Origin of the sequence: Nocardia sp. NPDC050799 (assembly GCF_040654015.1) — a bacterium.
In the GTDB taxonomy this organism is placed as follows: Bacteria; Actinomycetota; Actinomycetes; order Mycobacteriales; family Mycobacteriaceae; genus Nocardia.
The window spans coordinates 1-13,822 of the sequence record NZ_JBFAHF010000045.1 but is presented as its reverse complement, the minus strand read 5'-3'; the positions used below and the strand labels follow the sequence as shown (position 1 = coordinate 13,822).

Below are 13,822 nucleotides of genomic sequence, written 5' to 3'. Positions count from 1 at the left end.
GGCAGCCACGATGGTAACTGCAGGCCCATCTACGGCCTCGGCCCCGCTACGCCGGGTCCGGTCCGGAGTGCTGATATCACGCCCCGCGCCCGATCACCGCGCCCGGTAATCGTCATCGCGGAAGAACGCCCGGACCTCATGGAAGCTGGGCGCTTCGGGCAGGATATCGGGGAGATCGGGCACGGTGTCGTCGGCAGCGGGAGCGGTCAGGTTTTCGTGCTGTTCACGGGCGGATCGCGCCGCCTCCTGGACCGCTTCGACGATGGTGGCGGCGAGTTGGTCGGGAGTTCGGCGCAGCGCGGTCGCCGTGAGCGTCAGGTCGGTGAGTACACCGCCGCCGTCGACCACGACCTCGACCGATCGATCCGGCGAGTTCACCTGCACGCGAGCGGACTCCAGTTGCCGCAGCATTTCGGCCAGCCTCGGTCTCTGTTCTTCGTAGGTGTCGAGAATTCTCTCGATCTGGTTGCGCAATCCGTTGTTGGCCGACCGCAAGGCCTCTTGTCTCCACCGGTCCATACTGATCTCTCTCTTTCCTGGGCGCCGCTGCTCCGCACGCAGATCCGATTGCCATGCACCGCTCACCTGCTCGTGCCGGATGTCCTTGCCAGCGTTATCAGCAGCCGGTGCAGAACTTTCTGGGGCGGGCGGGCGGCTTCGGCGTCCGACTCGACGGCGGCGAAAGCGTCGGCGAGTGCCTGCTCAGGTGCGAAAACGCCGTGCTCGAAGGAATTTCCGCTCAGTCCCGCGCGCCATTTCCTGTAGCCGCCCACCACCCGCGCGAGTGTGTCACCCTTACTGCCGTTCACCCGGAGATACTCGGTGATCAGCGCACGTTGGGCCTCGGCGCGGGCCCGGCACCCGCCGGAGATGTCGAGCGCACTGCCGAGCGCGCGCAAGACCGTCGCGTAGAGCGGACTCTCCTGGCGGCCGGCCTCTGTCGACTGTGGTGACGCGGCGTCCGGACCGGGCGGCGGTGCGGGGTTCGCGGCGGCTTCCGTATCCAGCACTACCCAGAGCGCGGGAGCGCTGGAGTCCGTTGCCGTACTGCGGTCTTCCGTACGCGACGGCACACCGGCGAGGCGAGTGATCTCTATTCCGCACAGTGGCAGCGTGAACCGACCGAGTACCTGGTCGAGGGCCGCCTCGATCTGCCGCACGGTGTGCTGGTGAAGTTCCGTAGCCTCGAATCCGCGGAGCTCGAGATTGTGCCGGGCTGCCATCTCGCGCGCGATCCGCATCACTTCGACATCGCTCGTCTGTGGTCGTCGCACGAGCGGCACATCGCGCGCGGGTTTTCCGGCTACCTGTTTGTCGTCCTTTGTCCGCGGCGCAGAGGGACGGGGCGGGTATGTCCTCGGTGGAGTGCCGCCCTGTGGCGCTGTGGCCGAGGACGGGGCGGGTGGGGATTTCGACCAGGGACTGTTCCCGGAATTTCCCGGCGCGGACACGCCGGCCGCGCGTCCGGCTGGACCAAGCTGTCCGGCGGGCAGCTGCTTTGCGCGTGGCCCGTCAGCGGGTTTCGCGGTAGTGGTGTTCGATGCCGGGGCGATGACCGCTGGGGTGCCGCGGGGCGGCGGCGCGATTGTCGTCGCCGCGTCGACTCGATCGGTGGGTGTACCCAGAGCGTCGGGCTCTCCGTTGCTGCCGCGGTATCGGCCGCGCCCGGCGGGACCGGCCGGTTCGCTCGACTCCGGGGATGCCGTCTCGGGCCGGGAGCGCTGTGCAGGCAGCGCGGGCGAGTACGGCGCCCCGGGGGTTCGGGTCTGCCCGTCGGAGATCGGTCCGGCGTCGTTCCGCAATGCCGCTTCGTCGGTGTGCGGGCGGTACCCGGCTGCGGGCAGGTTGTATTCGGGTGCCGCCCGGAATCCCGGACTCCGGTAGGCCGCCGGATCGGATACGCCGAAATCTCCGGTCGCTGCGGGCGAGCTCGTGGTGGCGATGCGATTCGCACCGGCGATGTCGCTTTCGCCGTAGGCGTCCGCAGCATCAGCGAAACCGATCTCGGCCGAGCGTAATTCGGCAACCAGGCCCGCCATGCCCGCCATCGCCTGTTCGACTCCGGGGACATACGATTCTGCGAACAGTTTCCCTGGCTCATCGTCTCCCCAGAACTCACCTCTGACCGTGAGTTCGGCTTCGAGTTCGGCCGCCATCCGAGCAGTCCGAGCGACAACCCGGTTCAGCTCCGCCGATGAGGCTCGCAGCTCGTCGATATCGACCCACAGCGACTCGCTCATACCGTTCTCCTCAGGGTCTTGCCGCCGCGGGCGTGCCCCACACCTGCCGATGTGGACGGCGTTGTAGGCCGGCCACTCCTGGCGCCGCTGCGCGGCAGTCAGTATTTGACATAGGTGTGAATTTATCGCTCGACGGCGTCGGTCGGAAGGGGGACAACTTCCCATGGTTGGGCATTTGGCGGGTCCGCCCTCGGCGCCCGCTGGACCTGTGAGCAGCCACTCCGTGGCTCCGCCCGGCCGAACCCGTCCGGTCCGGGCTACCCGCCGACCGGAATCGCCAGGAGGGTCGATCGTGTCCGATTCGCGCGGTCGCTGTCGAAACTCGAGCCGGCGAGGCGCGATTCCTGGCGCCACCGCGCCGATACGGAACCGACGGGCAGCGGAACGAACGCGACGAAACCCCCTCCACAGGGCATGCCGCTCGGTGCGGTTCGCGGAGGTCCGTCGGTGGTGGACGATTCGTCACGGGACGGTCGCGGCCCCACTGCCGCTTCCGATTCTTGGGAAGCCTCATGCAGGCGTAGTGCGATTCTCCTCGGTAGCGTTGCTCGACGGCACGATTCGAGACCGACGACAAGGTACGGGGTGGTAGTGGAGAAGCGGCGGGCTACACGGAGGTGGCGGAAACTCGGCGTGTTCATCGCGGCGCTGGTGCTGGCCGCTGCCGGCGGGGCGGTGGCGGATGCGACGCCGATCGGTGCGCCGGCGCTACGGGCCCCGGCCGGTGGGTACCAGGAGCTCGTGGTGCCGTCCGATATGGGCCCGATCAAGGTTCAGGTGCAGTGGGCGGCGCGCGGTGGACGAGCGGCGCTCTATGTGCTCGACGGACTGCGGGCACCGCACGACCACAATCAGTGGACCAGCGATACCGACGTCCTGCGGCGATTCGCCGGAGACGATGTGACGTTGGTCTTCCCGGTCGGCGGGCATTCCAGTTTCTATGCCGACTGGTACCGGCCGAGTAGCACGAACGGCCAGGCCACCACGTACAAATGGGAAACCTTCCTCACCGAGGAACTACCGGCCTTCCTCGCGAGATACGGGGTTTCGCGCAGCAATAACGCCATCGTGGGTGCCTCCATGGGCGGCGGGGCGGCGCTGGCCCTCGCCGCACATCACCGCGACCAGTTCAAGTTCGCCGGATCGTTCTCCGGATTCCTCAATCCGACTTATCCGATGTGGAACGAAGCGGTCCGTGCCGCGCTGTGGGACGAGGGCCGGTTCAATGTGGACGATATGTGGGGCCCGGCCGGTGACCCGGCGTGGCACCGCAACGACCCGACCATGCAGGCCGAACTGCTGCGCGGCCTGCCGATGTACATCTGGGCCGGGAACGGCGTGCCCGGGGCTCCCGACCTGCCCCGCGGGGTGGGTAACACCGTGAACGCGATGGGTTTGGAGGCCTTGGCGACGGTGGCCGCGCAGATCTTCCGCGACCGGGTCGCGGCGCTGGGAATCCCGGCCCGCGTCGACCTCGTGGACGGCACCCACACCTGGCCCTACTGGGAGCGCGCGATCGCCACCGCGCGCCCGATGATTCTCGACGCCCTCGGCGCGGGCTGACAACGGTCCGCGAATCGTAGTTCTCGGGCGCAGTGTGAGCCACGCCGGCACCGGTCGAGCGGGAAGTGCCGCGACCACCGAGGGAACGGGTTCGTCGTCAGCACTACCGCGGGGCCGGTGATCGGCGCCGCCGTCTCGCCGTCCGGTCGTCGCAGTGACCGATCAGTGCACCGCGCCCACCCGGAACCACGGTCGCAGCAGGTTCTCCTCGGTGGAGGGACCCATCTGCCACTCGGCGATCCACGGACCGGTGCCCTCGCTCGGGTCGAGCGCACCCTCCTCCAGCCACCGGTAGCGGCCGTCGAACAGGTTGCGGGCCAAGCGCACGTCCGCGTCGTCGGTGTTCTCCCACAACGAGTCGAACAGTTGCCGCACCCGGATCCGGGCCTGCCGGCAGAATACGTCGGCCAGTTCCGCGGCGGCTTCCCCTTCCGCGGTGCCGTCGGCGCGCTCGGCCTGTGCGCGCACACAGGCCGCCGACATCGCGAACAATTCCGCGCCGATATCGACGAGGCGACCAAGGAACATCTGCCGGTACTCGAGCTTCGCCTGCCAGCGCGCCATGCCGTAGGTCAGCGCGCGGGCCTGTTTACGGGCCATCCGCTCGACGAATCGCATATGCCGCGCCAGCGGACCGAAATCGGCGAACGCGGCCGGTGCCGTGCCGGGGCCGACGGCCAACTGCGGGAACCATTTGGCGTAGAAGCCGCCGGCGCCCGCCGCCGCCTTGGCCTTCTCCTTGAACTCCGCGTGCTTGTCGACGAGTGCTCCGGCGGCGGTCATATGCGCGTCGGCCATTTCGCGGGCGACGAGCAGGCGCATGATCTCACTGGAGCCTTCGAAGATGCGGTTGATCCGCAGATCGCGGACCAGCTGTTCGGCGCCGACCGCCCGTTCCCCGCGCGCTCGCAACGACGCCGCCGTCTCGTAACCGCGGCCGCCCCGGATCTGCACGAGTTCGTCGGCGATCCGGCAGCTCATCTCCGAGACCCACAACTTGGCGAGCGCCGCTTCGATACGGATGTCGTTGCGGCTCTCGTCGGCCATGGTCGCCGAGAGGTCGAGTACCGCCTCCACGGCGTAGGTCGTCGCGGCGATGAAGGACACTTTGGTGCCCACCGCGGCATGCTCGCCGACCGGCCGTCCCCACTGGACCCGGGCGGTGCTCCATTCGCGGGCGATCTTCACCGACCACTTGGCCGCCGCGGTGCACAGCGCCGGAATCGCGAGCCGGCCCGCATTGAGCGTGGTGAGGGCGATCTTCAACCCTTCGCCTTCGCGGCCGATCAGGTTCTCCCTGGGCACCCGGACGTTGTACATGCGGGTGACGCCGTTCTCGAGACCACGCAGACCCATGAACGAGTTGCGCCGCTCCACGGTGATGCCCTCGCTGTCGGCTTCCACGACGAAGGCGGAGATACCGCCGCGGTGCCCGTCGCTCTTCGGCACCCGCGCCATCACCACCAGCAGTTCCGCGACCACGCCGTTGGTGGTCCACAGTTTGACGCCGTTGAGCTCGTAGGCTTCGCCGTCGGCCGTGGGGGTCGCGGTGCTGGCGATACGGGCCGGATCGGACCCGACATCGGGTTCGGTGAGCAGGAAGGCGCTGATCGCACCCCGCGCGCACCGCGGCAGGAACCGCTGCTTCTGCTCCGGGGTCCCCGCCAGCTTCAGGGGTTCGGGGACGCCGATCGACTGATGCGCCGACAGCAGCGCGCCCAAACTGGCGTGTACCGAGCCCACCAGCATCAACGCCTTGTTGTAGCCGACCTGGGACAGACCCTGCCCGCCGTACTCCTCGGGAATCTTCAAGCCGAAACAGCCGAGCTCGGCGAGGCCGTGCACATACTGCTCCGGGATACGGCCCTGTTCCTCGACCACGCTGCCGTCGAGGGTTTCGCAGTAGGCCCGGAGCCGCGCCAGGTAGGCGTCGGTGCGGGCGGTGTCGTCCGCGCTGGGCTTCGGGAAGGGATGGATGAGGTCTACCCGGTAGCGGCCGAGGAACATCTCCTTGGCGAAGGACGGTTTGGTCCACGCGACCTCACGGGATTCCTCGACCAGGCTGCGGGCCTGCTCCTCGGTGGCGTCGACTTTCGCGGCAGTGGACATAGCATGCCCTCCTCGGAAGTGATGACAGTCACAGACGAGTGTAGGAGTCTTTGTTACCCGCTGGTAGCCCCGAATGGTAAAGAGTCCGCACACGGTCGCTCGGGCGTGCACCATGGGCGTCGCTCGTAGGCCCCGAAGCCGCCACGGGTTCGGCACCCAGGCATTCCGGTGCTCCGCGACGGCTGGAGGGAAGTATCGAGCTCGCCGCGGCCGAGGCGCCGAGCCTCAGCGCACTCGTGCCGCTGCCCGAGACCTGGAGCCGCTACATCGTGTCGGGGGCGGCGATACCGAGCAGGCCCAGCCCGGTGGCGAGGGTCCGGGCGGTGAGGTCGCACAGGGCCAGGCGACTGCCGCGGCTCGGTTCCTCGGCTTTCAGGACCGGGCAGCGCTCGTAGAACGCCGTGAACGCCGTCGCCAGCCCGTAGAGATAATTCGCGAGCCGATGGAATTCCATGCTCTCCGATACCGCGGCGACGATATCGGGGAAGGCGAGGAGTTCGAGCGCCAGCGCGCGTTCCGCCGGCTCCGCGATCCGCACGGGGGTGCCGTCGCGGCCGGGGGTCACGCCGCCGCGCCGGAAGATCGACCGGATACGAGCGTGCGCGTATTGGAGGTAGGGGGCGGTGTTGCCCTCGAAGGAGAGCATGCGGTCGAAGTCGAAGGTGTAGTCGCGGAGCCGGTCGGTGGACAGATCCGCGTATTTGATCGCCCCGATACCCACCGCGCGGGCGACCTCGGCGCGGGACCCGGCGTCGAGCCCGGGGTTCTTCTCCTCGATCGCCCGAGTCGCCCGGTCGACCGCCTCGTCGAGCAGATCGACGAGTTTGATCGTGCCCCCGGCCCGGCTGCGCAGTACCTTGCCGTCGGCGCCGAGCACGGAACCGAATCCGATATGCGTGGCGCGCGCCGGTGGGGCGAGCCAGCCGGCCTCCTGGGCGGTCGTGAACACCATCGCGAAATGCTGCTGCTGCGGCATCCCCACCACATAGAGCAGCCGGGTAGCGCCCAGTGTGGTGAGCCGGTCGCGGATCGCGGCGAGATCTGTGGTGGCGTAACCGTATCCGCCGTCGCTTTTGCGGACGATCAGCGGCAGCGGTTCGCCGTCGCGACCGGTGAACCCCGCGGGGAACACGCAGTCGGCGCCTTCGCTGCTGCGCAACAGCCCGAGCCGGTCCAATTCCGCGATCACCGAGGCGAGTTCGTCGTTGTAGGCGCTCTCGCCGACGAAATCGGCTTCGACCAGCCGGACATCGAGGCTGTCGTACACCTTCATGAAGTACTGCTTCGATTCGGCGACCAGCAGCCGCCACAGCCGCAGGGTGGCCTCGTCGCCACCCTGGAGCAGGACCACCCGCCGCCGCGACCGTTCCTTGAACTCGTCGGAGCCGTCGAATTTGCGCCGCGCCGCGGTGTAGAAGCCGTTCAGGTCGCCGACGGAGAGCTCGGCGGCGGCCTCCGCCTCGCCGATATCGAGCAGATGCTCGATGAGCATGCCGAACGGAGTTCCCCAATCGCCCAGATGATTCCGTTTGATCACCCGATGTCCCAGCCACTCGGTGATCCGTACCGCGGCGTCACCGATGATCGTGCTGCGGAGGTGCCCGACGTGCATCTCCTTGGCGGTGTTGGGCGCCGAATAGTCGACCACCACGGTTTCCGGGTCCACGGGCGGGACACCCAGGCGGTCGTCGGCGCCGACCGCGCCGGCCATCCGGCCGAGAACCTGCGCTCGCAGTGTCATATTGATGAACCCCGGCCCCGAGATCTCGGTGTGCTCCACCAGATCGCCGAGGTCGGCGGCCGCCAGCACCGCGGCCGCGATATCGCGGGGTTTGCGGCCGAGACGCTTGGCCGATCCCAGGGCGGCGTTCGACTGGTAGTCGGCGAATTGTGACCGCTGGACCAGCGGGTCGACGGGTTCACCGACCACGGCCTCGAACGCGTGCGCGAGGCGATCGGACAATATCTGCTCGGGGGTGCCCACGGAGTGAAACCCTAGCGAACCCTGAGCTGCGCCGATCGAGCGGAACGATCCCGCGATTTCGCCTGCTGCGCGTAATCGGTTGTGCAAGAGCTGTTCGCCGCTGCTTCGGGCATCAACTCCGCACCCTACTCGACGACCACGTCGGCCGAACTGCAGCGAGCTGCTCGCGGGCGAGCCGGAATCACTGCCGCGTTCTGGTCCGGCGCGCAACCCGGCTCGCCGACCACGGCCGCGAGCCGGGGAAACCGGAGGCGATGCTCTCGCCGCGACGATCGGGAAAGTGCGCGATGCCCCGGAGGCCGGCCGTGCCACCGATGATTACGAAACGATGGGCTGCGCGCTGACGCTCCGGCTGTCGCGAAGCCCCGCCATGGGGTCGATCCGCCGCAAAACTCCGGTCTGCAACAGTTTTTCACGGGTCGCGGCATCGAGACTCCACGTGGCGAAGTAATCGCGTGCCTCGTCCCAGTTGCCGGTCTCCTTGGCCGCGCGCAGCAGGTCCCTGGATCGCAGCATGAACTGTATGACGATGGGACAATCCGGGTTGTCCCACCAGAAATCCGAAAAATTTTCGAACGCTCCGAATTTGGCCACCCAGCTGTCGAACGATGGGTTCGGATAGTGCAAGATCACCGGGTGCTCGACGGTGCGGTGTTCGCCCTCGTAGCCGCTGAACTGATGCACTCCCGCTGTCACGTCGCGGGTCACGCGCACGGCGCTCTTGCCGTTTCCGTACGCCATGAAATCGCCGCGGCCGTTGACCCGGAAAAGCGTGCACTCGGTGAAGCAGTTGGTGATCTCGTGGTTCGCGGGAACTGCCTCATGATTCATGAAGGTTACGTGTCCCACGTCGTCCATCGTCTTCCAGCTGTGATCGCCTTCGTCGTACAGGATCTCGTCGCTGTCGAGGGGGACGAGCCAGGGTATCCCCTTGTCGAAAGCGTAGGAGACAGCCTCCTGATAGTTGGCGACCTCCCGGTTGAACAGTCCGGACGGCGTCAGATCCGTGCGGGCCGTGACACCCGGCATCAGCAGAACCCGATCGCTTTCTGCGAACGGCTCGAACAGCGATCGCTGGCCGGGATCATCCATGAAGATCATGATGATATCCGCACGACGCAGGTGGTACTCGATCCAGTAGTGAAGGCTGGGGCCCGGGTTTATGATCGTCGAGCAGATCAGCAGGTCGTGCCGAACCTGAGGTGACCATTTCGCATTCACGGCTGGAGCCTAGCATCCTGAAGATCATCGGAAATTACTGAGTTTCGGCGAATCTGCCCGGCCGGTCGAGTTTTACCGGGCCGCTACTGAATGCTATCGACTACGGTCGGTCATCACTGTTTGCAGGCGGGGTGCCTTCGCTCGACCAAGCGCTGGATCCGTATCGGCGCATCCATTTGTTTATAATCCATTTTTCGCCGGAGAGGACCGGCTGTCCGGCGTGCTCTGTCGCCGGATCGAGCTGACCTCTCTTGTTTAAGTACCGGAAATATAATGCCTGTCCCTTGCGCGGGGAAAATGATATTCCGGCTCTGGAGAAGAAAGTGCTGCCGCCGGCCTCGACGTCGTTGAGATATACGATGAGAGTCGCGGTTCGCTGGCCGCCGCTGATCAGGTGGGGAATGCAGCCGGGGTCGGCCGGCGGAAAGTAATCGAAATGAGGCATGTACTGACCCCCGGTCTTGTAGTGCACAACCTGTAAACCCTCACCTCTTTCCAGCGGCCAGTTCATCAGGGCGGAGATCCGCCGGTCGAGTCTGTCGACGAACGGGTTCTCGGACACTCCGAACGTGCAGCTCTTGCTCGTTCGGGTATCCGCTTGCTCGAACTGCCCGGTGGCGGGGTCGATGGTCGCAGAAGGCTGCAATCTGTCCTGGGCCATCTCGATTACCCGATCGCATTCGTCGGCGGAGAAGACATCGTCGAACAGAATCAGTTGCGGCTTTTCTATTCTTAAAAGAACGGGGACCTCGCGATCGTGGGCACGAACTACTCGCTCCGGTGAGACGGGGCTCGGATCGTATTCGTAGGGGGAAGCGCCCGGAATCTTCCCTCTCAACAACCCGTATACCGCTGTCGTGGCCGCTTCTTTGTCGAGACCTTCGTTGGCCATGGCTTCAACGATCGAGTCGACGGAATGGCCCTGTTCGAGGTTTACTTCTATCCATGATTTGATGCGGCCACGCCACGAAAAATCCAGTGCCACCGTCATGCTCGCAGAATAGCATCGAGTTCCGCACGTCCCACCGGTGGTGAACACGGGACCGTTACCGTCGAGGCATTCCGTCGTCGTCGTGTCGAAATCCCGGCGCCGCGGTGGCGGTCCGATGTGAAATCTCGATATCTTCCGCGTCGACGGAGTGCTCCCGGATCCGTCACGGGTCCCGGATCCGGGCGGGTGATGCGCCCTGAGATGGCAGGCCCGGGTGTTCGGTGGGACCCTCCCGGAGGTGTTCTGTAGGGTCTCCGGCTTCTCCTGCCCATCGCGCGCGTCCGGATGGCATCCGAAGCGGGACCCCGTTGATATTCCCGGTGTTGGTGATAGTGGACTCTCTCTTGGGCCGGACCTCCCCCTGCGCCGGCAACTGTGGCCCACCACTCTCGTCCGTTCGGCCGAAGAGGTGGTGATCATCGTGCAGCACCATGGCGGTGCGTCGGTGCGCATCGGACGTCTCGTTGCTGGATTGTGGCGAACCCGGCCGACCTGGGAAAAAGTACGGGTCGCGCCTCGTCCGGCCCGGCCCGGCCGGGGTGAGGTGGGTCGGGCGGGTCCGGCGGCGAATGGGACCGAGCGTGCCTCGACCGGCCTTTCGACGGTCACCCTCTACTCCGTCGCGGTGCCGGAAAAGCCGGATTTCGGACCGGTGCGATCTGTGGTCGGAGGCCGATGAACACCTGGGCGGGCATCCGGCGTTGGGTACTCTGTCCGAACGCCGAATCGGTAAGGCGAGGTGGTGCGCCGTCTGAACGAACGTGTACGAATCGAGGTGCGTGAGGTCGAATGTCACTGCAGCCTTGGCCGCACACGGCGCCGGTGCTCTACGCAGCCGCAGGGAGGATGGGCCTGATGTCGGTGGCGAGTACGGCCTGCTGTGCCCACCGGTACCCTGCCGGGCCTTCGTCCCGACGTAGGTCGCGGTCCGGCCGACGGGATCACGCTGCTGTGAGAAGGTTCGAGAATTGAGCATCCACCTACCGACCGAGGTTGTGTTCTTTCTCAATGCCCTGGGCATCCCCTATCCGGACGTCGACGTGGACCAAATGCGCGAGATGGCGCACGCCGTAGACGAATTCGCCAAGGACGTTCGTAAAACCTTCGATGAGTCGACCAGCACTATCGAAGGAATGGAATCCGTCCTTTCCGGGGAGACGTACCAGTCGATTCTCGTGCTGTGGTCCCACAACAGCGGAAAAATGGCGGAGCTGGAGACCGCGTTCGACGTGACCTCGACCGCGCTGGATATCGCGGCGGATGTCATCGAGGCGGTACAGATCGCCGTACTGATAGAACTGGCGGCGCTCGCAGCGAGCTTTATCGCGAGTATGTTCACACCGGCCGCTCCGGTCACCGGTCCGGTGCTCGCCGCTGCTGCACGCCAGATCGCCAAAGCCTTGGCGGAATTCATCATCGGGTATATCGCGGGTGAGTTGTTGGGCAAGGCGCTCGAGCCGATGCTGGAGAAATTCAACGAGTACATTCTCGATTCTCTGAAGCCGCCCGACAGTGCCGTGCCGACATCCGGCGGCGGTGGCAAGGTGTACATGGATCCTGATGGAGTGGACAACATCGTCACGACATTGGAGAATCAGGCACGCGAGATGCAGGACCACGGCGACAAGCTCGGAAACCGGCTCTCCGAACTGGACTTCAGCACTCCGGGACTCGACGTGCCGACCGAAGAATTCCCGGGCCAGAACAATATGTTCCCGACAGTGGATGGGATACCGCCCTCGCTGTTGCCGTCGATCTTTCCCGATCTCGTGCCGGGTGCCCAGCAGCCGAGCAATGTGCATCAGCCGGTCGCCGAAGAGTCTTCCAAAGAGGCCTCGGCCCCCGAGTCGGGTTCCTCGGTGCCCGGAGATCCACGGACGGATGCCGGCACGGCCCCGCCGGTCGATGCCTCGTCCGATCCTGGCACGGGGCAGCCGGCGCCCGGGGCGCCGGAGACGGTTCCGTCGAGCGCGCCCGGAAGCGCTTTGTCGCCGACGGGTATCTCGTCGGGCGGAATCGAGCCTTCCGGGCAAACCGGGCACGCGGCGGAGACCAGATCGGTTGCGCCGGAGAGCGCAGGTACCGGCTCGGATGCTGCCGGCTCGGCTGCTGCGCAGCAGCATTTCGGTGTAAGCCCTGGGATGGTGCCACAGGCCGCAACTACACAGTCCACCCAGGCGGCGGCCGGCGCCCAGGCGGGAGCCGGGTCATCGCAGCCAGGAGCTGCTTCGAACGGGCAGCGCCCCGCTGACGCTGCGGCAGGGAAGTCCCAGAGTGCTGCTACCCGCGGTGCGGGTGGCAGCGGCGGATCCGGGGGGTCGGATGCGCGGCAGCAACCGTCGGATAGGAAGGTCTCGAAGACGCCGTGGTCGCGTGCGGGCGGAAAAGCGGGACGTGTCGCACCCACGACGAAGCGCTCTGACGAGAAAGTACCTGCGGTCTCGGCGGCGGAATCCGGTACGAGCCGCGAGGAAGCCCCGACGACGCAGACGGTAGCCGGTGGCGTGCCGCAGGTGTTCGCGCCTACCACTGCCGCGCCCCCTCCCGCCCCAGCAGCGCAGCCTTCCGAACCGTCGGACAAAAAATCGACCGGAGACGACCGAGACCAAGACGTTCCGGTCGCAGCTCCAGCGAAGGATGCCGAGCACTCCGGCGCGGGTGCCCGGCCACCGGCCGGATAGCGTGAGCGGATCGGCGGGGTCCACGCACGGGGTCGGCGGAAACGGTATGCGAGTCCGATATGCCGACGTCAACCCTGCCGGTAGCCGCTCCCCGAGGTTGGGGATAGGCCAGAATTGGGGCGGCCTGGCGATCGTCTCGACAGGGATCGTACGGAGGTTTGGGACTTGCGGTTCCACCCGGCCGGTCGGGGCGTTTTCCCGTTGCGCCTTTCGGAATGCCGAACTGCCCGGAGCCGAGATGCAGCAGCGGCCCGTGGTCTGCATCGATCCGGGTGGGTGTGACTTCGGGTGTGGTGAAACGAGCGGTGACGAGGAAAAGCCTCACTGAGGCTGGAGGATGAAGTGGCGATTTGGAGCGCGCTCAGACCGCTTTTGCGCACCGTTGGGGAGTTCATAGAAAAGGCTCCAGAACTGGGAAAGGCCTACCTGAGAGGGATCCCGGAGAGGCTGCGGGACGCCCAGCAGCGGTTCCGGAGTGCGGATCAGCAGCCCTTGCATGCTCGAATACGCGAATTCGTCTCGAACCGAAGTTCGGAGGGGGGGACTTCGAGCCGTGGCACTTCCGGGCCTGCGGGATCTGGGCCCAGTCCTCTGGGGTCGACTCGTCAGCCGGGGGAGGCTCCGCCGATGTCCAGGTCCGGGCCGGACCGTGCTTCGTTGGGATCGAACCGTCAGGCGGGGGAGGCTCCGCCGTTGCCTCGCACGTCGGATCCGACGAATAGCAGGGAGGGTTCGGGTTCCGGGGCGGGCACTGGCTCAGGACATGGTGCGGGTGCCGGTTCGGGTGCGGGTGCCGGTCGTGGGTCGGGCGCGGGTTCAGGTGCCGGGGCGGGCGCCGGTTCGGGTGCCGGGTCGGGTGCCGGTTCGGGTGCCGGGTCGGGTGCCGGGTCGGGTGCCGGGGCGGGCGCCGGTTCGGGTGCCGGGTCGGGTGCCGGTCGTGGTTCGGGTGCTGGTTCGGGTGCTGGTTCGGGTGCTGGTTCGGGTGCTGGTTCGGGTGCTGGTTCGGGTGCTGGTTCGGGTGCTGGTTCGGGTG

At 66.6% G+C, this 13,822-nt stretch carries 8 protein-coding genes; 2 read left to right on the top strand and 6 right to left on the bottom strand.

What is annotated here, in order from left to right; genetic code table 11:
* Positions 1 to 93: 93 nt before the first annotated feature.
* Both AB0H42_RS31425 and AB0H42_RS31420 read right to left on the bottom strand, forming a co-directional pair.
* Entirely contained in the window at positions 94 to 519 is a 426-nt protein-coding gene (locus AB0H42_RS31425; protein ID WP_357062654.1) for a YbaB/EbfC family nucleoid-associated protein, read from the bottom strand.
* A gap of 62 nt (positions 520 to 581) precedes the next feature.
* Positions 582 to 2,240, bottom strand: coding sequence for a hypothetical protein (locus AB0H42_RS31420; RefSeq protein ID WP_357062653.1), 1,659 nt, complete (start codon positions 2,238 to 2,240; stop codon positions 582 to 584).
* Positions 2,241 to 2,873: 633 nt separating this feature from the next.
* Here AB0H42_RS31420 and AB0H42_RS31415 point away from each other — a divergent pair.
* Positions 2,874 to 3,803: an alpha/beta hydrolase family protein gene (locus tag AB0H42_RS31415; protein ID WP_357062651.1), complete on the top strand. Its 930-nt coding sequence runs from the start codon at positions 2,874 to 2,876 to the stop codon at positions 3,801 to 3,803.
* A 162-nt stretch (positions 3,804 to 3,965) separates the two neighbouring features.
* Here the strand turns inward: AB0H42_RS31415 and AB0H42_RS31410 are convergent, their stop codons facing one another.
* The 4 genes from AB0H42_RS31410 to AB0H42_RS31395 form a co-directional block, all read right to left on the bottom strand.
* The gene (locus AB0H42_RS31410) at positions 3,966 to 5,912 is read right to left on the bottom strand and encodes an acyl-CoA dehydrogenase family protein (protein ID WP_357062650.1); all 1,947 of its coding nucleotides are present in this window, start codon (positions 5,910 to 5,912) and stop codon (positions 3,966 to 3,968) included.
* Between the two features lie 262 nt (positions 5,913 to 6,174).
* Positions 6,175 to 7,896 carry an arginine--tRNA ligase gene (argS, locus tag AB0H42_RS31405; protein WP_357062648.1) on the bottom strand — a complete coding sequence of 574 codons (1,722 nt, stop codon included), beginning with the start codon at positions 7,894 to 7,896 and terminating at the stop codon, positions 6,175 to 6,177.
* A gap of 318 nt (positions 7,897 to 8,214) precedes the next feature.
* Complete coding sequence (locus AB0H42_RS31400; protein ID WP_357062647.1) at positions 8,215 to 9,117, bottom strand: hypothetical protein; 903 nt, start codon at positions 9,115 to 9,117, stop codon at positions 8,215 to 8,217.
* A gap of 100 nt (positions 9,118 to 9,217) precedes the next feature.
* Positions 9,218 to 10,108 carry a 2OG-Fe(II) oxygenase gene (locus tag AB0H42_RS31395; RefSeq protein ID WP_357062646.1) on the bottom strand — a complete coding sequence of 297 codons (891 nt, stop codon included), beginning with the start codon at positions 10,106 to 10,108 and terminating at the stop codon, positions 9,218 to 9,220.
* 968 nt (positions 10,109 to 11,076) lie between these two features.
* Here AB0H42_RS31395 and AB0H42_RS31390 point away from each other — a divergent pair.
* On the top strand, positions 11,077 to 12,789 hold the full coding sequence (locus AB0H42_RS31390; RefSeq protein WP_357062644.1) for a hypothetical protein: 1,713 nt from the start codon (positions 11,077 to 11,079) through the stop codon (positions 12,787 to 12,789).
* The last annotated feature ends 1,033 nt before the right edge of the window (positions 12,790 to 13,822 follow it).

Excerpts from the sequence above, each read along its gene's own strand:
- AB0H42_RS31425 (WP_357062654.1), bottom strand. The coding sequence starts at position 519 with ATGGACCGGTGGAGACAAGAGGCCTTGCGGTCGGCCAACAACGGATTG.
- AB0H42_RS31420 (WP_357062653.1), bottom strand. The coding sequence starts at position 2,240 with ATGAGCGAGTCGCTGTGGGTCGATATCGACGAGCTGCGAGCCTCATCG.
- AB0H42_RS31410 (WP_357062650.1), bottom strand. The coding sequence starts at position 5,912 with ATGTCCACTGCCGCGAAAGTCGACGCCACCGAGGAGCAGGCCCGCAGC.
- AB0H42_RS31395 (WP_357062646.1), bottom strand. The coding sequence starts at position 10,108 with ATGACGGTGGCACTGGATTTTTCGTGGCGTGGCCGCATCAAATCATGG.